The organism is Yinghuangia aomiensis (genome assembly GCF_039542225.1).
Taxonomy (GTDB): domain Bacteria; phylum Actinomycetota; class Actinomycetes; order Streptomycetales; family Streptomycetaceae; genus Yinghuangia; species Yinghuangia aomiensis.
This window is the reverse complement of sequence record NZ_BAABHS010000022.1, coordinates 33,920-57,911: the sequence shown is the minus strand read 5'-3', so window position 1 is coordinate 57,911 and position 23,992 is coordinate 33,920. Positions and strand designations below refer to the sequence as shown.

Here is a 23,992-nt window from a genome sequence, read left to right as displayed (position 1 = left end):
GCATGTGAAGGAGTGTCATGGCCGCCGGCAGCACGCAGAAGCCGCTTCCGTCCGTCTGGGCCCGGTCGCGGTCCGATGCCGAACAGCCCGCGCTGAACCGGGAGTCGATCGTCCGTGAGGCGATCGCGATGCTCGACGCGGACGGGATCGAGGCGCTCAGCATGCGCAAGCTCGGCGCCCGGCTGAACGCGGGCGCCACGTCGCTCTACCGGCACGTGGCGACGAAGGACGAACTGATGGAGCTGGCGGTGGACGCGATCGTCGCGGAGCTGCCGATTCCGCGCGGGGACGCGAACTGGCGGGGCGCCGCGGAGGAGGCCGCGCACGCGTTCCGCGGCTGGCTGCTGCGGCATCCGTGGACGATGTCGGTGCTCGGCCAGATGGGGCTGGCCTACCTGGGCCCGAACCTCATGGCCTACATGGCGGGCCTTGCGGAGCTGTTCGCCGACGCGGGCTTCGCGGACCCGGCCATCGCGACGGATGCGGTGCTGGCGTATGTGGTGGGCATGGCCACCACCGAGACGGCGTGGCTGGCCACGGTGGCGCGTTCGGGGGAGCCGGAGGCCGACTTCATCGCGCGCCTGATGCCGGCCGCGCGGGAGGCGGCGGCGGGGCACCGGGTGCTGGCGGAGGCGTACGAACGGACGCGGGACCTGGCGGCGGACCCGGCCACGCAGCGGGAGGAGAAGTTCGCAAACGCCCTCGCGGTCGTCCTCGACGGCTTGGCGCTGCGGCTGCCCGCCTGACCGCCGGGGGCGGGCTCGGCGGGTGCGACCCGCCCGTGCGCGGGCTTGCCGCCGCCTCGGCGCACGCTGCCTAGTGCGCGCGGGCCCGGTGGCGCGCGGGATGCGCGCGGCCGCCCACGGCCGCGCGGCGCCGGGCGGCCTGCCGCAGCCGGCCCGAGGCCCACATTTCGAGTGCCCAGGCCCCGGCGAGCACGATCAGGACGGGCCACAGGCCGACGGATTGGGCGACTCCGACGAATGCGCTCACGAGGCGGCTCCCGGTGCGGGGAATGCGTTCCTGTCCACACTCCGAGTCAACCGCCGCGGGGCGGTCCGCCGACATGGTGGAACCGCCCCGATCGGGGTGGGGCTAGCCCCACCCCCGCCGCGTGTCGTCGTGGCGCGGTTCAGCGCACCCGGTAGTCCTTGCTGCGCTGCTGGAACAGGCCCGCCTGCTCGGACCACGGCAGGTTGCCGAGGGTGATCATCGACGGGGCCATGGTGAGCGCCTGCGTGCGGGTCATGTCGCGCGCGGCCCAGATCGACCGCACCGAGCCCTCGACGCCGTGCGGCGGGTAGGACGCGATAGTCTCGGCCGCCCACTTCGCCGTCTCGTGCAGCTCGTCCGCCGGGACGACCTGGGAGACCAGGCCGGTCTCGTAGGCGCGTTGCGCGCTCATCCGCTCCGCGTTGCCGAGCAGCGTGAGCCGCATGACCTCGCCGAGCGGCATGCGCTGCGCGAGGTGCATCGACTCGAAACCGGACACCATGCCGTAGGTGGTGTGCGGGTCGAAGAAGGTGGCGTTCTCGCTCGCGATGATGAACTCGCACTCGCCGAGCAGGTAGAACGCGCCGCCGCAGGCCATGCCGTTGACCGCGACGATGACCGGCTTCCACAGGTCGGAGAACTTCGGGCCGATCTTCAGCATCGGGTCGTCCATCATGAACGGCGACGACGGCTGGGGGATGTCCACCGAGCGGTCGATACCGGTGCAGAACGCTTTGTCGCCGGAGCCGGTGAGGACGATCACACGCACGTCGTCGTCGTGCCGCAGCTCACGCCACAGACCGTGCAGCTCCTCGATCATCACGATGTCGACGGCGTTGTGCCGGTCGGGCCGATTGAGGGTCACCCAGGCGACGCCGTCGGCCTGTTCGTATCCGAGCGTCTCGAACTTGCGCATGGTGCCCAACCTCCGTTGCTGCGGCCCTCGGGTAAGCGGTCTTTGGTGCGGTGTCCTGCGGGCGTGGTCGCGATCTCCCGGTCGGCAGCTTCCCTCGCCGCCCTGATCTGACGTACCGTCAGGTCAGATTAGCAACGGCACCGACGGGCTCTGTCGTACCTCGTCATCGGACCTCTCAGGAGCGATCATGCAGGGTGATCTGGAGTGGGGCACCATCCCCGCTCTCGTGGACAGCGCGGCGGAGCGGTTCGGCGACCGCGAGGCCGTCGTCGACGGAGCCGCGCGCATCACCTTCGCCGAGCTGCGCGACCGCGTGCGTGCGGCGGCGGCGTCGGTCGTCGCCGCGGGCGTCGAGCGCGGCGACCGGGTCGCGGTGTGGGCCCCCAACTCGAAGGACTGGATCGTCGCCGGGCTGGGCGCGCTGGCCGCCGGCGCGACCATCGTCCCGATGAACACCCGGTACAAGGGCGCCGAGGCGCAGTACGTGCTGGAGAAGACCCGCGCCAAGCTGCTGTTCGTCTCCGGGACCTTCCTCGGCGCGTCGTACGTCGCCATGCTGCGCTCGTCGGCCGGCGAGGGCCGTCCCGGACAGCCGTTCGCCGCGCTGCCGGACCTGACCACCGCCGTCGTGCTCGCCGACAGCGCGCCCGAGACCTGCGTGGCGTGGCCGGACTTCCTGGCGTCCGGTGCCGACGTCCCGGCCGCGGACACCGCCGCCCGGGCCGCCTCGATCACCCCCGAGGACATCGGCGACATCATCTTCACCTCGGGCACCACCGGCCGCCCCAAGGGCGTCATGACCACGCACGCCCAGTCGCTGCGGGTCTTCGAGACGTGGGCGAGCACCGTCGGCCTCGCGGAGGGCGACCGCTACCTGATCGTCAACCCGTTCTTCCACACCTTCGGCTACAAGTCGGGCATCCTCGCGAGCCTCATCAAGGGCGCCACGATGATCCCGCAGGCCGTCTTCGACGTGGACGCCACCTGCACGCTGATCCAGACCGAGAAGGTCTCCGTGCTGCCGGGCGCGCCGACCATCTACACCTCGCTCCTGGACTCCGGACAGCGCGGCAAGTACGACCTGTCGTCGCTGCGGCTGGCCGTGACCGGCGCCGCGTCGGTGCCGATCTCGCTGGTCAAGCGCATGAGCTCGGACCTGGGCTTCGGCACGGTGCTGACCGCGTACGGCCTGACCGAGTCGTGCGGCACCGCCACGATGTGCCGCCAGGGCGACCCGGTGGAGATCATCGCCGCGACGTCCGGCCGCGCCATCGACGGCGTCGAACTGATCACCGCCGACGAGTCCGGCAAGCCGACCGCGCCGGGCGAGCCGGGCGAGGTCCTGGTGCGCGGCTACAACGTCATGAAGGGCTACTTCGAGGACCCCGAGGAGACCGCGAAGGCGGTCGACGCGGACGGCTGGCTGCACACCGGCGACGTCGGCGTCCTCGACGAGCAGGGCAACCTGCGGATCACCGACCGCATCAAGGACATGTACATCGTCGGCGGCTTCAACGCCTACCCGGCGGAGATCGAGTCCACCCTGGCCGGACACCCCGCGGTGTCCGAGGCCGCCGTCATCGGCGTCCCCGACGCCCGCATGGGCGAGGTCGGCAAGGCCTACCTGATCCTCCGCGCCGGCGCGTCCGTGACCCCGGACGAAATCGTCGACTTTTGCCGCAAGGAGATGGCGAACTACAAGGTCCCGCGCTACGTCGAAATCGTCACCGAGCTCCCGCGCAACCCCACGGGCAAGGTCATGAAGTTCGAACTGCGCGCCCAGGCGGCGGAGGAATTCGCCGCGCAGCAGTAGACCCGGCTCGCGTGTGCGGCCCGTCTCCCGAGGTATCGGGAGGCGGGCCGCACGGCTTTCGGGGCACGATGCCCACGGTCGGCCCGTATCCGGCGGCGACGCGTCCGATTCGTTCAATACCCGGAGGGCGGGCGGCGCCTAGCGTCGGGGTATGGAGCTGAACGACGACATGCGGGCCAAGGCCGAGCGGTTTCTGTGGACGAGCGGGCGGGTGCTGGAGCAGCGGCGGTACGCCTGGCATTTCCGGGGCGAAGGCGGGCCCGAGGGCGTGCTGGCGGTGCTGGCGGGCTACCGGGCCGACGAAGGTGGGTACGCGTACGGGCTGGAGCCCGACGTCCGGGGGCCGGCGCCGCAGCCCGCCACGCTGCGCACGGCGGTGCCGATCCTCGCGGAGACGGGTGCGCTCGCCGGACCGCCGGGCACGGCGCTGTGCGACTGGCTGGCCGGGGTCTCCGCGGCCGACGGCGGGGTGCCGGCGGCGCTGCCGAGTCTGCGGCCGTACCCGCGCCCGCCGTGGGTGCAGATCCCGGACGCCCCGGCCGGGGGACTGCTGCCGACCGGCTGGATCGTCGGGCCGATGCTCGCCGCCGGGCTCGACCACCCGTGGGTCGCCGGTGCGGACGCGTTCTGCCGGTCCGCGGTCGAGGCGCTGACGGGGGAGACGCACCCCTACGAGGTCCACTCCGCGGTCGCCTACCTCGACGGCGTCGCCGCCGGCGCCCCCGGCCGCCGCGCGTGGGCCGAGGCCGAGGCGGCCCGCCTCGGGAAGCTCGTGCGGGAGCGGCGCCTCGTCCCCCTCGACCCGGCCCACCCCGAAGACACCGTGATCCCGCCCGGCTACGCCCCCGCCGAGTACCACTACCCCCACGACTACGCCACGCGCCCCGAAAGCCTCGCCCGCCGCTGGTTCACCGAGGAGGAAATGGCGGCGAGCCTCACCGCCCTCGCCGCCGAGCAGGAGGACGACGGCGGCTGGCCGATCCGCTGGGCCCAGTGGTCCCCGACCATCCGCGTGGAAGCCCGTCCGATCGTGACCGTGGAGGCCCTGCTGATCCTGCGTGCCTACAGCTGACCGCGCCGCCGCTCGGCCGTCCGCCAAGCACACCGCGGCGAAAGGAGTGACGGGCTCGGTGCTCGTCCGGGAGCCCGCCGTGGCCGGGTCACCCGAAGCCGTGGTCCCGCGGCTCCCGCACCGCTCCGCGCGTCGGCGGCGGCGCGCGGTCGTGTTCGGGCGTGGGCTCGTGGGTGCGGGGGCCCGGCGGCGTCCCGTCCTGCCGGACGGCGGGCGGACGGCCCAGGCGGGCGAAGCCCTGCACGGCGAGTCTCGACGCCCGCGCCCTCGTCGCCTCGCGTTCGGCCGCGCGGCGCAGATCGGGGAGCATGCCCTCCAGCCGCGATACGACTTCGCCCGCGTGCAGCGGGCGTTCGCGCGGATTGACGCTCATCAGCTGGTCCACCAACGTGGTCAGCGGCCGGGGCAGATCGGGGCGGACCTCGGCCAAGGGGCGTACATCGCCGTCGATTTGCCGGATCACGGTGGCACGCCGGCTCTCCGTGGGAGGAAAGGCGTGCTCGCCGGTGAGCATGTCGCGCATGATGACGCCAAGTACGTAGAGGTCCGATTGGAACGTCCCCGCGCTGTTGCCGGGGATGAGGCGCTCGGGCGCGGTATAGCCGGGGGTCCCTGTGGCGAACCGGTCCCCGTCCCGTTCCCGGGGTGTTCCCAGGATCACCGCGTTGCCGAAGTCGAGGATGCCGATGCGGCCGTCCGGCCGCACGACGAGGTTCTCCGGCTTGAGGTCGCGGTGGACGACGTCGGCGAAGTGCACGTTCTGCAGCGCCTTGGCGATGCCAATGGCGAACACGGCCGCACGGTCCGGTGGTTCCGCGGTCTGCTCGTCCCTCGCCGCACGCAGGTTCTCGCCCGCGATGCGTTCCATGGCGAGGTAGGGGACCGGCCCCTGGACATCGATGTCGTGGACGACCGGCACACCGTCGCCGCGCGCCTTGCGGGTCATGCGCGCTTCGTGCGCGAGCGCCGCTCGGTCGGCGGGCTCGTGCGAGGTGGGCACCTTCACCACGACCTCGCGGCCGAGGTCCGCGTCGTGCGCCCGCCACAGGTCCGCCGTACCGCCGCGCGCCAGATGGCCGACGACCGTGTAGCGGTCCGGGAGCGGCGGTGCGCCGGGAGGGGGCTGCGTCGTGTCCACAGGCGCTCCGCTGCCGTCCTGACGAGGACGAAAAGCCTAGTCGCGCGTCGGGAACACGCGCAGCCCTCCCTGCGGCGCTACTTCCCCTCGAACAGCGCCGAACGCTTCGCGGCCTTGGCGCTGTAGCCCTCGGTGATGTCCTCGGAGGCCAGCGTCACGGCCGCGGTCAGGGCGGTCTGGGCGAGGGCCGTGTCCAGGGCGGCGTCGGCGTAGGAGTCCACGGAGCGCTTGATGCCCTGGACGGCGAGCGGGGCGTTGGCGGCGATGTCCGCGGCGATCGACCGGGCGGTCTTGTCGAGGTCGTCGACCGGGACCAGCTGCTGGACGAGGTTGAGGCGTTCCGCCGTGGCGGCGTCGATGCGGCGGCCGGTCAGGGCGAGGTACTTGGCCCAGCCCGCGCCCGCCTCGCGGGCGATGCGCATGTCGCCGCCCGCGTCGACGGCGACGCCGAGCTGGGCTTCCGGAAGGGCGAAGACCGCATTGTCCGCGGCGATGCGGATGTCGGCGAGCAGGGCCAGTTCGAACCCGAAGCCGAGGGCGTAGCCCTGGACGGCGGCCACCACGGGCTGGGGGAGGCGGGCGAAGTTGCGGAAGCGCTCGTGCATCCAGCGCAGGCCCTCGTAGTAGTTGCGGGTGCGCTCGGCGCCGGAGCGGCCGCTGATGTTGCCGCCGGGGGCGGTGACGTCGATTCCGGCGCAGAAGGCGCGGCCCTCGGCGCGCAGCAGGACGACGCGGATGGCGTCGTCGAAGCGGATCCGCTCGGCCATGATGCCGAGCTGGCGGGACGACTCCCAGCTCCATCCGTTGAGTTTGTCGGGGCGGCACAGGGTGAGCACGCCGATTCCGTCCTCGACGTCGAGCCGCATCCGCTCCTCGCCGGGTGCGATGGTCGGGTCGGTGGTGTTGATCACGTCGTATCCCCTCGTCGGCCGCCCCATCGGTCTTGTCTGACGGTGCGTTAGATCGGAGTATGTGACCGGTCTTGAGATGACACAAGGTGAGACGAGGGAGTCCCCGATGGCCGCGATCCTGCCCCCCGGAGTCCTGCACTACGGGATGCAGCTCCCGATCCAGTCGCAGAGCAAGCTCTACGCGGAGTCCTGGGAGGAGACCGCCGGCCCCGACGAGCTGGCCGCCATCGCCCGCGCCTGCGACCGCGGCGGGTTCGCCTACATCGCGGTCTGCGACCACACCGCGATCCCGCGCAGCCACGCCCCGATGATGGGCACCGAGTGGTGGGACACCATGACCACCCTCGGCTGGCTCGCCGCCGTCACGGACAACGTGCGCCTCGTCAGCCACGTGGCCGTGCTCGCGTACCGCCACCCGATGATGACCGCGAAGGCGTTCGCGACCCTGGACGTCATTTCCAAGGGCCGCGCGATCATCGGCGCGGGCGCCGGGCACGTCGAGGCCGAGTTCGAGATGTTCGGCCTGGACTTCAAGGACCGCGGCGCCGCCCTCAACGAGGCGCTGGAACTGCTCGACCTCGCGCTGCGCGAAGAGTTCACCACCTTCGAGGGCAAGCGCTACAACGTGCGGGACATGGGCCAGCGCCCCCGTCCGGTGCAGGGCCCCCGCCCGCCGATCTGGATCGGCGGCTCGGCCGGCGCCGCGCTCAAGCGCGTCGCGAAGTACGCCGACGGCTGGCTCCCGCAGGGCAGCCCCCGCGAGACGTTCCCGGTCCAGGTCGCCGAGCTGCGCCGGCTGCGCGAGGAGTGCGGCCGCGGCGACGAGCCCATGGACATCGGCGCCATCACCGAGACGCTGTACGTCGGCACCCCGGACTGGGAGGTCGGCAAGAACACCCTCGCGGGCGGCCCGGAACAGCTCGCCGAGTCGCTGCGTTGGTACGGGGACCAGGGCGCCAACCAGATCCAGATCCGCTTCCGCAGCCGGAACCTGAACGAGCTGACCGACCAGATCGAGGCGTTCTCCACGCAGGTCGCCCCGCTGCTGAACAAGTAGCCCGAACGCACTACCGCCACCACGCGGTATACCGCCCGTCCGGTCGACACGTGACGACCGGACGGGCGCGTTCCGGGGTGCACCGGCGCACTTAGGCAAGGCTTGGTGAGGCTGAACTCACGGTTCCCGAACCCTCGCCAAAACCGAAATCTGACGTACCATCAGGAAATCGCGGTGCGGTGCCCCGAGCCTCGGGGAACACCCGCGGCACAGGCAACGCAGGCACCTAGAAGTAGGGAGTCCCGGTCATGCTCGACCACCTCATCACCGGAGCAACCGTCGTCGACGGAACGGGCGCGCCTTCCTTCCGGGGTGACGTGGGGATCCGCGACGGCCGCATCGTGGCCGTCGGCCCGGCCGGCAGCATCACCGAGGAAGCCGCGTCCACCGAGGACGCCTCCGGCCTGGTCCTGGCCCCCGGGTTCATCGACCCTCACACGCACTACGACGCCCAGCTGCACTGGGACGGCTACGCCACGCCGTCCGTCAACCACGGTGTGACCACCATCGTCGGCGGCAACTGCGGCTTCACCCTCGCCCCCATCAAGGCCGAGGACGCCGACTACACCCGCCGCATGATGGCCAAGGTCGAGGGCATGGCGCTGCCGGCCCTGGAGAACGGCATCGACTGGTCCTGGGAGACCTTCGCCGAGTTCCTCGGCAAGCTCGAAGGCAACATCGGCGTCAACGCCGCCTTCATGGCCGGCCACTGCGCGATCCGCCGCTACGTCATGGGCGCCGACTTCGGCAAGGAAGCCACGCCCGAGCAGGTCGAGGCGATGGTCGCCGAGCTGAAGAAGGCCATGGAGGCCGGCGCGATCGGCTTCTCCACCGGCCGCTCGAACCACACCGACGGCGACGGCAACCCCGTCCCCTCCCGGCACGCCAGCCCCGAAGAGGTCATCGCGCTCTGCGCCGAGGTCGGCCGCCACGAGGGCACCCAGCTCGAGGTCATCGTCGCCGGCTGCCTCGACAAGTTCAGCGACGACGAAATCGACCTGCTCACGCAGATGACCGTCACCGCGAACCGGCCGATGAACTGGAACGTGCTCACGGTCGACTCCGCCGACCCGGACCGCGTCCCGCGCCAGATCTACGCGTCCGAGAAGGCCGCGGAAGCCGGCGGCAAGATCGTCATCCTCACCCTCCCGGTGCTGGTGCCGATGAACATGTCGCTCCTCACCTACTGCGCGCTCAACCTGCTGCCCGGCGCCTGGGGCAAGATCCTGTCGCTGCCGGTCCCGGAGCGCATCGCCAAGCTGCGCGACCCGGAGACCCGCGCCGATCTCCTGCACAGCGCCAACAGCCCGGAGGCGGGCGTCTTCCGCCGCCTCGTGGACTTCGGCCGCTACGTCATCGGCGACACCTACAGCGACGCCAACAAGGGCCTGTCCGGCCGCAAGGTCGCGGACATCGCCGCCGAACGCGGCCAGGAGGACTTCGAGGCGCTGGTCGAGATCTGCGCCGCCGACGACCTGCGCACCGTGCTGTGGCCGATGCCGACCGACAACGACCAGGCGTCGTGGGACCTGCGCCAGGAGGTGTGGGAGAGCGAGCACGTCATCCTCGGCGGCTCGGACGCCGGCGCGCACCTCGACCGCATGTGCGGCGCCACCTACACCACCCGCTTCCTCGGCGACACGCTGCGCGGCCGCAAGCTGGTCTCGCTGGAGCGCGCGGTGCAGATGCTCACCAGCGACCCGGCGAAGCTGTTCGGGCTCAAGGAGCGCGGCCGCATCACCGAGGGCTTCCACGCCGACCTGGTGCTGTTCGACCCGCAGACGGTCAACTCGGCCAACGCCCGCATGGTCAACGACCTGCCCGGCGACAGCGCCCGCCTGACCTCGGAGTCCGAGGGCATCGTGTCGGTCCGCGTCAACGGCGTCGAGACGGTGCGCGACGGCCAGGTCACCGGCTCCCTCGCGGGCAGCGTCCTGCGCTCCGGCAAGGACACCGTGACGGTCACCCCCGACTCGGTGACCTTCGGTCCGGCGATCGCCAAGTGACCCCCGGCGCCCGGCGCGCCACCCCGCACGACACCGTATGACCCGGCACCATCCGAAGGCCCGGCCGCCCCGTGCGGCCGGGCCTTCGGCATGCCGGATCCGCCCCCGCGTGATGTGCGACACGAGTAAAGAAACCTTCGAACATGCGCGCCTACAGTTGGTCTGTTCACGGCCCAATTGCCCTGGACAGACCGGGAAAACCAGCACGACAGCGAGGGGTGTCGCATGACCCAGACTCCGACCGAGAACGCGATGCGGCGCGCCCTGCGCCGTGCCCGTGACGGGGTCATGCTGGACGCCGCCGAAGCCGAGGTGCTGCTGCACGCGAAGGGCGCCGACCTCGACGACCTGTGCGGGTCGGCGGCGCGGGTGCGGGACGCCGGTCTGGACGCGGTCGGGCGGGCGGGGGTCATCACGTACTCCCGCAAGGTGTTCATTCCGCTGACGCGCCTGTGCCGCGACAAGTGCCACTACTGCACGTTCGTGACCGTCCCCGGCAAGCTGAAGCGCGACGGGCATTCGCTGTTCCTCACCCCCGACGAGGTGCTGAAGATCGCCCGCGAGGGCGCCGCGATGGGCTGCAAGGAAGCCCTCTTCACGCTCGGCGACCGGCCCGAGGACCGCTGGCCGGAGGCCCGCGAGTGGCTCGACGCGCACGGCTACGACGACACGCTCTCGTACGTCCGCGCGATGGCGATCCGCGTCCTCGAGGAGACCGGCCTCCTGCCGCACCTCAACCCGGGCGTGCTGTCGTGGACCGACCTGCAGCGGCTCAAGCCGGTCAGCCCGTCGATGGGCATGATGCTGGAGACCACCGCGACGCGGCTGTGGTCCGAGCCGGGCGGCCCGCACCACGGCTCGCCGGACAAGGAACCCGCCGTGCGGCTGCGGGTGCTGGAGGACGCGGGGCGGTCCAACGTCCCGTTCACCACCGGCATCCTCATCGGCATCGGCGAGACGATGGCCGAGCGCGCCGAATCGGTCTTCGCGCTGCGCAAGGTGCACCGCCAGTACGGCGGCATCCAGGAAGTCATCGTGCAGAACTTCCGCGCCAAGCCGGACACCGCGATGCGGTCGGTCGCCGACGCGGACCTCCAGGAACTCGCCGCGGCGATCGCGGTCACCCGCATCGTGCTCGGCCCGAAGGCGCGCGTGCAGGCCCCGCCGAACCTGGTCGGCGACGAGTTCGCGCTGATGATCCGGGCCGGCATCGACGACTGGGGCGGCGTCTCGCCGCTCACCCCGGACCACGTCAACCCCGAGCGCCCGTGGCCGCACATCGACGAACTCGCCGAGAAGACCGCGGAATCCGGCTTCACGCTGCGCGAACGCCTGACGATCTACCCGGAGTTCATCCAGCGCGGCGAGCCGTGGCTGGACCCGCGGGTCATCCCGCACGTGCGTGCGCTGGCCGACGCCGACGGCCTGGCCGTCGAGGGCCGCAACCCCGAAGGCCTGCCGTGGCAGGAGCCCGAGGACGTGTTCACCGCCTCCGGCCGCACCGACCTGCACGTCACCATCGACACCACCGGCCGCACCTCCGACCGCCGCGACGACTTCGACGAGGTCTACGGCGACTGGGACGAACTGCGCGGCCAGGCCGTCTACGGCCGCGACGGCAAGGCGCCCGAGCGCATCGACGGCGACGTCAAGGCCGCGCTCGCGCAGGCCGCCGCCGACCCCACGCTGCTCACCGACGACCAGGCGCTCGCGCTGTTCCACGCGGACGGCCCGGCCATGGACGAACTCGCACGGATCGCCGACGATTTGCGGCGCGAGGCGGTCGGCGACGACATCACGTACATCGTCAACCGGAACATCAACTTCACCAACGTCTGCTACACCGGCTGCCGGTTCTGCGCCTTCGCGCAGCGCCGCACCGACGCCGACGCCTACACGCTGTCCCTCGACCAGGTCGGCGAGCGCGCCGAGCAGGCGTGGGCGGTCGGCGCGACCGAGGTGTGCATGCAGGGCGGCATCCATCCCGACCTGCCGGGCACCGCGTACTTCGACATCGCGCGCGAGGTGAAGAAGCGCGTGCCGGAGATGCACGTGCACGCGTTCTCGCCGATGGAGGTCGTGAACGGCGCGACCCGCACCGGCCTTTCGATCCGCGAGTGGCTGCAGGCCGCGAAGGAAGCGGGACTCGACACGATCCCGGGCACCGCGGCGGAGATCCTCGACGACGACGTGCGGTGGATCCTCACCAAGGGCAAGCTGCCCGCGGCCACCTGGGTCGAGGTCGTCAGCACCGCCCACGAGCTGGGGATCCGTTCCAGCTCGACGATGATGTACGGCCACGTCGACACGCCCGCGCACTGGCTCGCCCACCTGCGCCTGCTCGGCCGCATCCAGGACCGGACCGGTGGCTTCACGGAGTTCGTGACGCTGCCGTTCGTGCACACCAACGCGCCGGTCTACCTGGCGGGCATCGCCCGTCCGGGCCCGACGCTGCGCGACAACCGCGCCGTGCACGCCATGGCGCGGATCCTGCTGCACGGCAAGATCTCCAACATCCAGACGAGCTGGGTCAAGCTCGGGGTCGACGGCACGAACCTGATGCTCGAAGGCGGCGCCAACGACATGGGCGGCACGCTCATGGAGGAGACGATCTCCCGCATGGCCGGCGCGGACAACGGGTCGCGCAAGTCGATCGCCGAACTCGAGTCGATGGCGGCCTCGCTCGGCCGCCGGGCGCGCCAGCGCACCACGACGTACGGCGAGGTCGGCGAAGAGCGGCGGGAAGTGGCCCGGCGGCACGACGACGAGGTGGAGAAGATCATGCTGCCGATCCTCGGCTGACCGGGATCCGGAAGCCGAACCTGACAGATCGTCAGTAAGCGGACGGCAGCGGCTCCCGTGTGGGTACGCTGCCGACGCGGGGCACCGTACTGCCGGAGCAGGGGGGACACGCATGGCCGCGCTGTGGTCGCGGGAACAGCAGCAGGACTTCCGCAGCCGCGTCCGCGGCTGCCTGGTCGGCGGGGCGGTCGGCGACGCGCTCGGCGCGGGCATCGAGTTCCTCGCCCTCGACGAGATACGCGCGCAGCACGGGGCCGAGGGCGTCACCGGGTTCGTCACCGCGTACCACCGGCGCGGGGCGATCACCGACGACACCCAGATGACGCTGTTCACCGTCGAGGGGCTGATACGCGCGCACGTCCGGCGGGACGAAGGGACCTGGCATCCGCCGACCGACGTGCACCGGGCGTATCTGCGCTGGAAGGCGACGCAGAGCGAGTGGGGCCCCGACGAGCGCCGCGACGAGGGCTGGTTGGTGCGCGAGGAGTGGCTCTACAGCTCCCGCGCGCCGGGCCACGCCTGCCTGCGCGGCCTCGACGACGGGGTGATGGGCACGCTCGACAAGCCCAAGAACGTCGACTCCAAGGGCTGCGGCGCGGTCATGCGGTCCGCGCCGTTCGGCCTGCTGGTCGGCTGGAACCCCGAGCTGGTCTTCCAACTCGCGGTGGAGTGCGCGGTGTTGACGCACGGCCACCCGACCGGCTACCTGTCCGCCGGGGTGTTCGCGGTGGTCGTGCACGCGGTCATGCAGGGCGCCACCGTCGAGCAGGGCGTGCAGCAGGCCCTGGAACTCACGGCGGCGTACGACGGGCACGAGGAGACCGTCGCCGCGGTCGAGGCGGCTTTGCGCATGGTGCGCGCGGGTACGCCGGACTCCGGCCGCGTCGAGGAGCTCGGCCAGGGCTGGACCGCCGAAGAGGCGCTGGCCATCGGCCTGTACTGCGCGCTGGTCGCGCCCGACGTGCGTTCCGGGCTGCTGCTGGCGGTCAACCACTCTGGCGACAGCGACTCGACCGGCTCGATCTGCGGCAACCTGCTCGGCGCCATGCACGGCGAGACGGCGCTGCCCGCCGACTTGGTCGCCGAACTCGAAGGCCGGGGCACGATCCTGCAGTTGGCCGACGATTTCGCGATGGAGATGACCCAGGCGGCGGCCCTGCACGGCGCCGACGGGCCGGAGACGCACTGGGCGAAGCGGTATCCCGCGGCCTGACCGGCGGCGCCCGCGCCGCATGCGGATCGGGTTCCGCGTGAACTCCCGTGCGCGAACCATTGATTTGTCCGCGCCCTGACCCTATTTTCCCTTGCCACTGGTCGGTTCTTCGTCAGCCGACCGCATGGGGGATTTCGCACGCGCTCTTCTGCGCTGCCCGTACCGTCCACCGGGTTGCCGCCGCACCACGAAGACCAGGCCGGATGTCGTGTCCGGCCCGGATTCTTTTGGTTTCTTGGAGGCAGGAAAGATGGCACGGATCGGTACGCGAGCCAGAAGGTTCCTGGCGGCTCTCGCCGTCGGCGCCGCGGTGGCGGGCACCGCCGCCCCGACCGCGGCCGCGGCGGCCGGCGCCGCGGCGCCGCCGAAGCGGCTCGACATCATGCTCAGCAACGACGACGGGTACCAGTTCCCGTTCATCCGCGCGCTGCAGGGCGCGCTCAAGGCCGCGGGCCACAACGCGGTCATCGTCGCCCCGGCGACCGACCAGTCCGGCAAGGGCACCGGCATCAACGCCTCGCCGGGTGCGGTGTTCAAGGCCCAGCAGACCGAGCCGGGCATCTGGTCGGTCGAGGGCACCCCGGCCGACTCGGTCGGCTTCGGCCTGAAGAACGTGTTCGCGGGCAAGAAGCCGGACCTGGTGATCACCGGCATCAACGCGGGCCAGAACATCGCGGCGACCACGAACCACTCGGGGACGGTCGGCGCGGCGATCACCGCGGCCGAGTTCGGCGTCCCGTCGATCGCGGTGAGCGCCGAATACGACGTGACGAACCCGAAGAACCCGTTCCCGCAGATCCCGCAGGCCGTCGGGTTCACCGTCAAGCTCGTCGAGCGCCTCGTCGCCACCGCGCCGGCGAAGGGCGGGCTGATGCCCGGCCACGCCACCATCAACGCGAACTACCCGGTGCGCCCGACCGGCAAGGTCGCGCTGACCAACGTCGGCCGCGCGCAGGCCGTCGAGACGCAGTACGTGCCGGCGCCCGACCAGTGCGCCACCTGCTACCGCATCGGTCTGGGCCTCAACCCGGACCAGAGCGAGCCGGTCGGCAACGCGGACACCACCGCGCTGGCGAACGGCAGCGTCTCGCTGTCGCTGCTGGACGGCGACTGGACCACGCCCGGCTGGGCGCTCGGCCAGGTCGTCTCGATCCTCGACAACCTCAGCCTGCGGCTGCGGCTGAGCGGTCTGACCGCGTAACACCAGCGCCTCAGGCCCGCGACGGTGTGCCGCGCGGCGGTCAGTCCGCCGCGCGGCTCTCCATCTCGTCGATGAGCGCCACGAGTTGCTCGTGCGTCATGCCCTCGGGGATTTCCACGGGCACGCTGCGCAGCGGCGGATCCCAGCCGGTGGCCGGGTCGTAGCGGCGGACGATCTTCGCCGGGACGCCCGCGATCACGCTGTGGTCGGGGATGGTGCCGCGGACCACCGACCCGGCGGCGACCACGACGTTGCGGCCGAGCTTGGCGCCGGGCAGCACGATGGCGCCGGCGCCGAGCCAGCTGCCGTCGCCGATCACGACCGCGTCGTTGACCGGCCACTGCAGGCCGATCGGGCGGTCCGGGTCGGCGTAGCTGTGGTTCTGGTCCGTGATGTAGACGTACGGCCCGGTCCACACGTCGTCGCCGATGGAGATGGAGTGGTGGCCGACGATGTGGCTGCCGCGGCCGATCGTGCAGCGGTCGCCGATGGTGACGATCGGGCGGCTGCCGAGGTCGTGCCCGGGGGCGAGGCCCGCGGACAGGCTCACGTGGTCGCCGATGCCGCAGTCCGCGCCGATGCGGATGTTGCGTTCGCCGAAGATCGTGCCGGTCGGGAACATCAGCTTGCTCTTGGGCCCGAGGGCCGCGAAGTCGAGGAGCCCGGGGGTCTCGGGGGTGACCGCACCCGCCTTCTGGACGGCCTGCCAGACCCGGTGCACGGCCTTCGACAACGCCCGGCGGCCGCGGGCCCGCAGCGCGTGAGCGATCGACATGGCCGACACGCTAGCGATCGCGCCGTACCGGGCGGCCGCGGGTGGGACGAAGGTCACGCCGCGGCCCTGCCATCGGAGCGGGCGGTGGGTTAGATTCACGAGCAGCTCTGTAACAGTGTTACTGCACGGATTTCGGGACGGTTTTCGGGAGGGACGGCCCATGCGCGCTGTCGTCATCAACGGTACTCGCGACGTCAGCGTCGAGAAGGTCGACGATCCGGTCCTCAGCGGCCCGGACGGCGCGATCGTGCAGGTCACCGCGAGTGCGCTGTGCGGCTCCGACCTGCACTTCTACGAAGGCGACTTCGCGGTCAGCGGGCTGCGCCCCGGGCACGAGGTGGTCGGCACCGTGCTGGAGACCGGCAGCGCGGTCTCCCGCGTCAAGGCCGGCGACCGGGTGCTGGTCTCGCCGGTGTTCGGCTGCGGCAAGTGCGCGGGCTGCCACGCGGGCAACGGCATCGACTGCACCGGCGGCGGCCTGCGGGTCCTCGGCAGCGGCCCCGACCTGCCCGGCGGGCACGCCGAGGCGGTGGAGATCCCGGTCGCGGACATGGCGCTCATGCCGATCCCGGACGACATCTCGGTCGACAACGCCGTGCTGCTCACCGACGCGCTGCCGACCGGCTGGACGGCCGCGTCCCGCGCCGACATCCGCCCCGGCGCGACCGTGCTCGTGATCGGCCTCGGCCCGGTCGGCCTGTACGCGCTGCAGTCCGCGCAGGTGCTCGGCGCCGGCCGGGTGCTGGCCGCGGACCGCGTCCCGGAGCGCCTCGCGATGGCCGAGGCGCTCGGCGCGGAGCCGATCGACGCGTCGAAGGGCGACATCGCCCAGCAGGTCCTCGCGCTGACCGGCGGCCTGGGGGCGGACTCGGTCATCGAAGCGGTCGGCCACGACGCCACCATGACCGCCGCGATCAACGCGGTGCGGACCTCGCACACGGTCTCCGTGGTCGGCGTCAACGCCAACTTCGCCTTCCCGATCGCCGCGCCGCTGCTGCTGATCCGCAACGTCACGCTGCGCTTCACGACCGCCCCGGTCGCCGCCACGTGGCCGGAGCTGATCCCGCTGATCCGCTACGGCCGCCTCAAGCCGGTCGACGTGTTCACCCACCGCCTGCCGCTGACCGAGGCCGCGTCGGGCTATGAGGCGTTCGCGGACCGGACCGACGGCTGCCTGAAGGTGCTGTTCGACCCGACGCGGTAAGCCCCGGGGAAGGGGACGAGCGGGCTCGCGATCGGCCGGTGCGTCCGGCGGCCCGGACTCGCCCGACCCCGGCCGGGCCAAGGACCGTCGACCTGATCGGGGGCGCTGGTCCGACAGCTGCCCGCGCGAGCGCGTCCTGCCGGGGCGTGCGGCGCGGTCAGTGGTCTGCGGCGAGGCGGCGGCGGGCCGATTCCGTGCAGCGGGTGACGTCGAGTCCGGCGATCTGGGCACGTACCGCGGCGAGAGCGGGCGGGGCGACGGAGACGGCGTCCACGCCGAGCCCGACGAGCAGCGGCAGCACGCTCGGGTCGGCGGCCGCGTCCCCGCACACGGACACTGTCCGGTCGTGCGCGTGCCCGGCGGCGACGACGCGCTGGAGGGCGCGCAGCACGGTCGGCGTCCCCGCCATGGCGGGGACGAGCCGCGGATCGTGGCGCGGCAGGCCGACCAGCGCCGGGGTCAGGTCGTTGGTGCCGACGGACAGGAAGTCGGCGGCCGCAGCGAGGGCTTCCGCGTCGGCGACGGCGCTCTCCCGCTCGACCATCGCGCCGAGCGGCGGCTCCCGGGTCCCCGCGGCGCGGCAGGCGTCGGCGAGCAGGCGGCGGCAGTGCGCGAATTCCACCGCGTCGGCGACCATCGGCAGCAGGATGTGCACCGGGTGGGCGGTCGTCGCCGCGGCGGCGAGGATCCCCGCGAACTGGGCACGCAGCACGTCGTCCGATCGGCAGGCCGCCGGGTCGTCGGCGGCGAAGGCAGGGCGTTTGTCCGCGGCGAAGTCGAGGGTGCGCACGACGGCCGGTCCGGCGGGGCCGTCGCGCAGCAACGGCACCAGCGCGGCGGTGTGTTCGTCGGCATCGGGCCAGTGGTCGGCGCCGAGGAACGGGAGTTCGGTACGCAGCAGGCCGACGTACTCGGCCCCGTGCTGCCGGGCGGCGAGCGCCTCGCGGTGACTGCCGATGTTGGCGCCCACGCGGATGCGCTGCCCGTCGCGGGTGCGGGTGGCCCGGGGCGGGAGCGGGTGCGGGCTCTCGTCGGGGACCGGGAACTGCGGCGCGATGTCCGCGACATCGGGGTCCACGGCGATCGACCCGCGGCCGCCGTCCACGAGCACCCGGTGCCCGTCCGCGCCACGGAGGACCTCCGGCGCGATGCCGAGCACCAGAGGGATCCCCAACGAGCGTGCTACCACAGCGAGATGCCCGGTAGGCCCGCCGCGCGCCGAGACGGCGGCGACGGGGGAGCGGCCGGGTGCGAGGAGGTCGGCGGCGGCGAGTTCGTCGCCGAGCAGGACGAGGTCGCCGACGGGCTCGCGGCGATCGTTTCCGGCCAGAATTGCGGCTGTGCGACGCCCGATATGCCGCACATCGGCGGCCCGGTCGGCGAACAGCGGATCCCCCAGCGCGGCGAGCGCGTCGGCGTGCCGGTTCGCCGCCGCGACGACGGCTTCGGCGGGGGTGAGGCCACCGTCGGCCAGGTCCTCGGCGAGGGCGCGCAGCGCGGGATCGGTGGCGATGAGCGCGGTGACGGCGACGATGTCGGACTCGGCGGACTGGCCGTCGGCGCGGAGGTGTTCGGCCAAGGCCGACAGCTCGGTGGCGACGGCTTGGAGTGCTTCGGCGGCAGTTGGGACGGTGGGGACGGAGGAGCGGGGGGACGGGGCGGGGCCGCCGTCGGGTGTGTGGGACACCCGCTCGGCTGCCGAGCGGGTGTCGGGGTCGGGCACGGCGGGAGTGGGACCGGCGGCGGGCGGGGACGGGTGGCCTGCCGGGGGCTCGGTGGCCGACGCGGTGGTGTCCGGGCGGGCGTGCGTGCTGCCGGCGGGGTCGGTTCGGTCCGCGGGCGCTGCCGCACAGGTGCGGGAGGCCGCGTGCGGCGAGTCCGGACCGGACCGGTCCACCGACATCGCCCACCCCACGGCCACGCCGGGTGCTGCCGCGATCCCCGCGACGGCCGACGACCCGGCAGTGATCGGGCCGCGCGCCGGGGAGTCGCCGGCGGACAACCCGCCGGGGACCGCGTTTCCGCGGCCGCCGCCCGCGCCCGGACCCGTACGTTCGGCGCGCGCGGCGTGCCCCTCGGCCACGCGTTCCGGCGCGCCTTCCGCGCCTTCCGCGCCGTCCGGCCGGTGCGGGTCGGCGACCGCCGGTGCCCGCTGGTCGCCGCGACCGGCCTTGCCCGCGGTTCCCTCCGCCGCGTCCGTCGGGTCCGCGCCCGCCGAGCCCCCTCGCCCCTCCGGGTCGTTCCCCCCGTCTTCCCCGCCCCTCACGTCGCCACCGTCGTCGTCAGGGACTCGGCCAGCGCGCGGAACACCAATGCCGTCGAGGTCGCGCCCGGGTCCTGGTGGCCGATGCTGCGGTCGCCGAGGTAGGACGCGCGGCCCTTGCGGGCCCGGAGCGGGGTGGTCGAGCGCATGCCCTCCTCGGCGGCGTCGGCCGCCAGGCGGGCCGCCTCGGCCAGCGGGAGGTCGCCCGCGGCGCGCAGGGCGTCGACCGCGGGGGCGAAGGCGTCGACCATCGTCTTGTCGCCGACCTCCGCGCCGCCCAGACGGCGCAGCGCGTCCAGCCCGGCGCCGAGGGCCACCGCCAGCGCCGCGGTGTCGGCCGTCGGGCCCTCGAGGGCCTTGCCCGCGGTCCGCAGCACCGTGCCGTACAGCGGTCCCGCGGCGCCGCCCACGCTGGAGATCAGCGCGCCGCCGACGGCGATCAGGAACGGGCCCGGGTCGGTGCCTGCCGCGGCGGCGTCCTCGGCGGCGAGCGAGGCCGCCGCGAAGCCGCGTCTCAGGTTCGTGCCGTGGTCGCCGTCGCCGATCGCCGTGTCGAGAGCGGTGAGTTCGGCCTCGTGTGCGGCGACGGCCGCGGTGGCGGCGTGCATCCACACCAGCACGGCGGCGGTGTCGAGTTCTCCCACGGTGGTCCTCCGGCGGTTCTCGTTCAGCCCCAGCGCAATGCCGGGGTGCGCACGGGAGCGTCCCACAGCCGCAGGAGCGCCGGGTCGGCGCGGCACAGCGTGAGCGACACGCCGGCCGTGTCGAGGCTGGTCACGTAGGTCCCGACCAGGTTGCGTGCGATGGCGATACCGCGGTGGGCGAGTTCCTCGGCGACGTGGCCGTAAACCACGTACAACTCCATCAGCGGGGTCGCGCCCAGGCCGTTGACCAGGGCGATCACCGGTTCGTTGCGGCGCGGCAGGTCGGCGAGCACGGCGTCGGCGATCGCCGCGGCGAGGTCGCGGGCGGGCCGCAGCGGCGCCCGGGCGCGGCCGGGTTCGCCGTGGATGCCGACGCCGGATTCGACCAGGCCGTCGGGGAGTTCGAAGCTCGGGCGGCCGGTCGTCGGGACGGTGCCCGCGGCGAGGGCGACCGCGTACGAGCGCGACGATTCGGCGGCCTGCCGTGCCACGGCGACCACCGCCGCCAGGTCCGCGCCCTCCTCGGCGCGGGCTCCCGCGGTCTTCTCGACGATGAGCGCCGCACCGGTGCCGCGGCGGCCCGCGGTGCCGGCGTCCTCGACGGCGACGTCGTCGGCCACCGTCACCTTCGCGACCTCGATGCCTTCCTCGCGGGCGAGTTCGGCGGCCATGTCGAAGTTGAGGTTGTCGCCTGTGTAGTTCTTCACGATGTGCACGACGCCCGCGCCCGCCGCCGCCGCGCGGGTCGCCGCGAGGATCCGGTCCGGGGTCGGCGACGAGAAGATCTCACCCGCGCACGCCGCGTCCAGCATGCCGGGGCCGACGAAGCCGGTGTGCAGCGGTTCGTGCCCGGATCCGCCGCCGGACACCAGGCCGACCTTGCCGGGCCGGGCGCCGGACGCGCGCGCGACGACGCGCAGGGCGCGGTCCACGGCCAGCTCGGGGTGCGCGGCGGCCAGTCCGGCCAAGGCGTCGTCGACGGCGGTCTCCGGCGCGTTCAGGAACTTCTTCACCGGCTTCCTTCGCCCTTCTCTCGTCGGTCCGGGTCGTTTATCCGCGGACGGTTGTGTCCCGGCATGCGCGGCGCCATGACGCCGCCCGTGATCTCTCGTAGCATGCCCGATCATGGGCAATCTCGTAGGAATCGTCCTGGTTTCGCACAGTGGCACGCTCGCCGCGGGAGTGCACGAGCTGCTGGCGCAGCTGGGCGGCGACGAGGTCGTGGTGGCGCTCGCCGCGGGCGACCAGGTGGGCGGGCTGGGCACGTCGGTGCACCGGGTGCGGGCCGCGCTGCTCGACGCCGACCAGGGCAGCGGCGTGGTGGTGATCCCGGACCTGGGCAGCGCGGTGCTGACCGTGCAGGCGCTGCTCGACGAGGAGCCGATGGGGCACGTGCGGCTGGCGGACGCGCCGTTCGTCGAGGGCGCGGTCGCCGCCGCCGTGGCGGCCGCGTCCGGCGCGAACCTGGAGACGGTCGTGGCGGCCGCCGAAGGGGCCCGCAATGTCCGCAAGTTCTGAGGCGGCGGATGCCGGGGCCGGGGTGGACGGGGCGGCCGAGGCCGTGGTGGTGCTCGGCGCCGACCTGCACGCGCGCCCTGCGGCGGCCCTGGTACGCGCCGCGGCGGGGTACGGCGCGGACCTCGTGGTGATCGCTCCGGACGGCCGCACCGCCCACGCCGCGAGCGTCCTCGAAGTGCTCGGCCTCGCCGCCCGGGCGGGCACGACGCTGACCGTGCGCGGCCGAGGCCCGGACGCGGTGGCTGCGGTCGGGGCGGTGGCGGGGCTGCTGGGGGCAGGCGGCGAGAGGGCGGGGTGACCGCGGCCCGGGAACACGCCGGTCCGCCCTCCGCGCCGGCCCGGCAACCCGCCTACTTGCCCTCGGCCTCCGCGTCGTCGCGGTAGCGCACCGCCTGCAAATCGTCGACGAAACGCCCCATCAGCGACCCCAGCGCGGTCAGCTCCTCGGCCGACCAGTGCGACAGCACCTCGAACAAGTGCCGGTCGCGCACGTTGCGCAGCCGCCGCACGATGCCGCGGCCCTTCGGCGTCAGCCCGACCCGGGTGACCCGGCCGTCGTTGGCGTCCGTCGCGCGGGTGACCAGAGCCTCGGCCTCCAGCTTCCGCAGCTCGCGGCTGACCAGCGACATGTCCATGTGGGTGCGCCGGGCGAGTTCGCCGATGGTCAGGCCGCCGTCGGTCTGCAGACGGGACAGCAGCAGCACGGCGGGCTGGGAGATCTGCGCGCGGGCGGCCGTCATCAGCTCCCCGTGCACCTTGCGGCTCTGCTGAAGGCGCAGCAGCCGCTCCACCGCGCTCTGGACCTGGCGCTGCGCGGCCAGCATGTCGGGGGTGTTCTGCTCGTCCGGCGGCAAGGGAACGCTCACTCCCGCATGCGGATCGGGGACCGCCCCGGGCTGCGGACGCGGCGCGGGAAGGTCGGTGGGGACCGGGACACCGTACGCGGCCGTCCGGTGTGCCGCGAAGTCTACGTGCGAAGACCGCCGGGCGCGCACCGCCGAAACGGTCCGGCTCGATTCATTTACTTGATTGACTCCACCATTGACTCCGGCGGTAGGGGGTGGTTGGCTCCGCCCCGGAACAGGAGGTTCGCATGTTCGAGCTGGACGGCAGGACGGCGCTGGTCACCGGCGCGGGACAGGGTGTGGGCACCGGGATCGCCGTGGCGCTCGCCCGGCAGGGCGCGGTGGTCGCGGTCAACGACATCGTGGCGGAACGCGCCGCGGAGACCGTGGCGTCCATCACCGAGGCGGGCGGGACCGCGTACGCGCTGCCCTTCGACGTCACCGACCGCACCGCGGTCGCCTCCGAGGTGCGCGCGTTCGAACGCCGGGTCGCACCGTTCGACATCCTCGTCAACAACGCGGGCAACGGCGGCGCCGAGGGCTTCCGCCCGACGAAGTTCCGTGACACCGAGCCCGCCGACTGGCAGCGCTTCGCGGACGTCAACCTGTTCGGTGTCATGAACACGACACGTGCCGTCCTGGACGGCATGTGCGCCCGCCGCCACGGCCGCATCATCACCATCGCCTCCGGCGCCGGCATCACCGGCGCGAGCTTCGGCATCTCCCTGTACGGCGCCGCCAAGGGCGGCGCGATCGCGTTCACCCGCCACCTGGCCATGGAGAACGCCCGCGACGGCATCACCGCCAACACCCTCGCCCTCGGCCTCATGGACCCGGCCGCCAGCGGCCGCACCGCCTCGGTGACGACCGAAATGGCGAAGGGTATCCCGGTGGGCCGCCTCGGCCGCCCGGAAGACATCGGCGCTACTTGCGTGTTCCTCGCGTCGCGCGAAGCGGAGTGGATCACCGGGCAGACGTGGCAGCTGAACGGCGGCGCACCGACGTCGTGAAGGCGGGGCGGAGCGGGGAGCCGGGCTGCGTCTGTTTGTGGACGATGTCCGGCTGCCCCGCCGTGTTCGTGATTTCCGGAATGGCTTTGCGGAAAGTTAGTTCACGTTTCGTGAGTTGGTGAGGTCTGTGGGCCGGGGTTCGTGAGGCCGCGCGACCTCGCACCACACCACCTTGCCGTCGGGCCGCGGCTGGACGCCCCACTGTGCGGAGACCGCCGGGACGACCGCCGGCCCGCGCCCGCCCTCGGCGAACTCGTCGGCAGATACGGCATGTTCGAGGAAGATGCACCCCGAGTCCTCGACGGACACCGAAACGGCGTCGTCGAAGAGGACGAGGCGAGCCGCCACGATTTCGCCGGAGCCCTGGTGCCGGACCGCGTTGGTGAGGATCTCGGAGACGCAGAGGACCACCGAGTCCGCCACATCGTCGGGGACCTTCTGCTCGACCAGCCACACCCGCGCCCAGTCGCGAGCGCGCTTCACACGCGCAGCCGCCAAGCGTCTCGTCAGCCCCCACCTCACCTTCTCGGCCGACGCCCGGTCGGCGATGCCGGCCGGCCTGACACGCCGGTGACCTGACAGGCTGGACAACACCTGGTTACCCCGGCCGC

The 23,992-nt window shown here is 72.8% G+C and carries 22 protein-coding genes; 12 read left to right on the top strand and 10 right to left on the bottom strand.

What is annotated here, in order from left to right:
* Positions 1–17 precede the first annotated feature (17 nt).
* Complete coding sequence (locus ABEA93_RS27565) at positions 18–746, top strand: TetR/AcrR family transcriptional regulator C-terminal domain-containing protein (RefSeq protein WP_345678502.1); 729 nt, start codon at positions 18–20, stop codon at positions 744–746.
* A gap of 70 nt (positions 747–816) precedes the next feature.
* Here ABEA93_RS27565 and ABEA93_RS27560 read toward each other — a convergent pair whose 3' ends face one another.
* On the bottom strand, positions 817–993 hold the full coding sequence (locus tag ABEA93_RS27560) for a hypothetical protein (RefSeq protein ID WP_345678501.1): 177 nt from the start codon (positions 991–993) through the stop codon (positions 817–819).
* 139 nt (positions 994–1,132) lie between these two features.
* Positions 1,133–1,909: an enoyl-CoA hydratase/isomerase family protein gene (locus tag ABEA93_RS27555; protein WP_345678500.1), complete on the bottom strand. Its 777-nt coding sequence runs from the start codon at positions 1,907–1,909 to the stop codon at positions 1,133–1,135.
* A gap of 187 nt (positions 1,910–2,096) precedes the next feature.
* On the opposite strand from ABEA93_RS27555, the gene ABEA93_RS27550 reads away from it, so the two are divergent.
* Entirely contained in the window at positions 2,097–3,722 is a 1,626-nt protein-coding gene (locus tag ABEA93_RS27550; RefSeq protein WP_345678499.1) for a FadD3 family acyl-CoA ligase, read from the top strand.
* A 151-nt stretch (positions 3,723–3,873) separates the two neighbouring features.
* Entirely contained in the window at positions 3,874–4,794 is a 921-nt protein-coding gene (locus tag ABEA93_RS27545) for a hypothetical protein (RefSeq protein WP_345678498.1), read from the top strand.
* 88 nt (positions 4,795–4,882) lie between these two features.
* Here ABEA93_RS27545 and ABEA93_RS27540 read toward each other — a convergent pair whose 3' ends face one another.
* Complete coding sequence (locus tag ABEA93_RS27540) at positions 4,883–5,932, bottom strand: serine/threonine-protein kinase (protein ID WP_345678497.1); 1,050 nt, start codon at positions 5,930–5,932, stop codon at positions 4,883–4,885.
* 77 nt (positions 5,933–6,009) lie between these two features.
* Entirely contained in the window at positions 6,010–6,843 is an 834-nt protein-coding gene (locus ABEA93_RS27535; protein ID WP_345678496.1) for an enoyl-CoA hydratase/isomerase family protein, read from the bottom strand.
* A 106-nt stretch (positions 6,844–6,949) separates the two neighbouring features.
* Between ABEA93_RS27535 and ABEA93_RS27530 the strand changes: the two genes are divergently transcribed.
* The 5 genes from ABEA93_RS27530 (at position 6,950) to surE (ending at position 15,122) form a co-directional block, all read left to right on the top strand.
* Positions 6,950–7,900: a TIGR03619 family F420-dependent LLM class oxidoreductase gene (locus tag ABEA93_RS27530; RefSeq protein ID WP_345678495.1), complete on the top strand. Its 951-nt coding sequence runs from the start codon at positions 6,950–6,952 to the stop codon at positions 7,898–7,900.
* Between the two features lie 248 nt (positions 7,901–8,148).
* A complete protein-coding gene (locus ABEA93_RS27525; RefSeq protein ID WP_345678494.1) occupies positions 8,149–9,906 on the top strand; it encodes an N-acyl-D-amino-acid deacylase family protein in 1,758 nt (585 codons plus the stop codon).
* Positions 9,907–10,158: 252 nt separating this feature from the next.
* Positions 10,159–12,708: a bifunctional FO biosynthesis protein CofGH gene (locus ABEA93_RS27520; RefSeq protein WP_345678583.1), complete on the top strand. Its 2,550-nt coding sequence runs from the start codon at positions 10,159–10,161 to the stop codon at positions 12,706–12,708.
* Positions 12,709–12,820: 112 nt separating this feature from the next.
* Positions 12,821–13,921, top strand: a complete 1,101-nt coding sequence (locus ABEA93_RS27515; RefSeq protein ID WP_345678493.1) for an ADP-ribosylglycohydrolase family protein — start codon at positions 12,821–12,823, stop codon at positions 13,919–13,921.
* A 250-nt stretch (positions 13,922–14,171) separates the two neighbouring features.
* Complete coding sequence (gene surE / locus ABEA93_RS27510) at positions 14,172–15,122, top strand: 5'/3'-nucleotidase SurE (RefSeq protein ID WP_345678492.1); 951 nt, start codon at positions 14,172–14,174, stop codon at positions 15,120–15,122.
* A gap of 40 nt (positions 15,123–15,162) precedes the next feature.
* On the opposite strand, the gene ABEA93_RS27505 is transcribed toward surE, so the two are convergent.
* Positions 15,163–15,897 carry an acyltransferase gene (locus tag ABEA93_RS27505; RefSeq protein WP_345678491.1) on the bottom strand — a complete coding sequence of 245 codons (735 nt, stop codon included), beginning with the start codon at positions 15,895–15,897 and terminating at the stop codon, positions 15,163–15,165.
* Positions 15,898–16,057: 160 nt separating this feature from the next.
* Between ABEA93_RS27505 and ABEA93_RS27500 the strand changes: the two genes are divergently transcribed.
* Entirely contained in the window at positions 16,058–17,101 is a 1,044-nt protein-coding gene (locus ABEA93_RS27500; protein WP_345678490.1) for a zinc-binding dehydrogenase, read from the top strand.
* A 157-nt stretch (positions 17,102–17,258) separates the two neighbouring features.
* On the opposite strand, the gene ABEA93_RS27495 is transcribed toward ABEA93_RS27500, so the two are convergent.
* The 3 genes from ABEA93_RS27495 to dhaK are packed head-to-tail and all read right to left on the bottom strand — an operon-like array spanning position 17,259 to position 21,021.
* A complete protein-coding gene (locus ABEA93_RS27495; RefSeq protein WP_345678489.1) occupies positions 17,259–19,367 on the bottom strand; it encodes a putative PEP-binding protein in 2,109 nt (702 codons plus the stop codon).
* Positions 19,364–19,972, bottom strand: coding sequence for a dihydroxyacetone kinase subunit DhaL (gene dhaL, locus ABEA93_RS27490; protein WP_345678582.1), 609 nt, complete (start codon positions 19,970–19,972; stop codon positions 19,364–19,366). The genes ABEA93_RS27495 and dhaL overlap by 4 nt, the downstream gene beginning before the upstream one ends.
* A gap of 59 nt (positions 19,973–20,031) precedes the next feature.
* Positions 20,032–21,021, bottom strand: a complete 990-nt coding sequence (dhaK, locus tag ABEA93_RS27485) for a dihydroxyacetone kinase subunit DhaK (RefSeq protein ID WP_345678488.1) — start codon at positions 21,019–21,021, stop codon at positions 20,032–20,034.
* A gap of 112 nt (positions 21,022–21,133) precedes the next feature.
* Here dhaK and dhaM point away from each other — a divergent pair, with 112 nt between their 5' ends.
* Positions 21,134–21,526, top strand: a complete 393-nt coding sequence (gene dhaM, locus ABEA93_RS27480; RefSeq protein WP_345678487.1) for a dihydroxyacetone kinase phosphoryl donor subunit DhaM — start codon at positions 21,134–21,136, stop codon at positions 21,524–21,526.
* Positions 21,510–21,824: an HPr family phosphocarrier protein gene (locus tag ABEA93_RS27475; protein ID WP_345678486.1), complete on the top strand. Its 315-nt coding sequence runs from the start codon at positions 21,510–21,512 to the stop codon at positions 21,822–21,824. Before dhaM ends, ABEA93_RS27475 begins: the two co-directional genes overlap by 17 nt.
* Before the next feature lie 52 nt (positions 21,825–21,876).
* On the opposite strand, the gene ABEA93_RS27470 is transcribed toward ABEA93_RS27475, so the two are convergent.
* On the bottom strand, positions 21,877–22,392 hold the full coding sequence (locus tag ABEA93_RS27470) for a MarR family winged helix-turn-helix transcriptional regulator (RefSeq protein WP_345678485.1): 516 nt from the start codon (positions 22,390–22,392) through the stop codon (positions 21,877–21,879).
* Positions 22,393–22,619: 227 nt separating this feature from the next.
* On the opposite strand from ABEA93_RS27470, the gene ABEA93_RS27465 reads away from it, so the two are divergent.
* Entirely contained in the window at positions 22,620–23,381 is a 762-nt protein-coding gene (locus ABEA93_RS27465) for an SDR family NAD(P)-dependent oxidoreductase (protein WP_345678484.1), read from the top strand.
* Positions 23,382–23,477: 96 nt separating this feature from the next.
* Here ABEA93_RS27465 and ABEA93_RS27460 read toward each other — a convergent pair whose 3' ends face one another.
* A complete protein-coding gene (locus ABEA93_RS27460; protein ID WP_345678483.1) occupies positions 23,478–23,864 on the bottom strand; it encodes an ATP-binding protein in 387 nt (128 codons plus the stop codon).
* Positions 23,865–23,992: the final 128 nt, after the last annotated feature.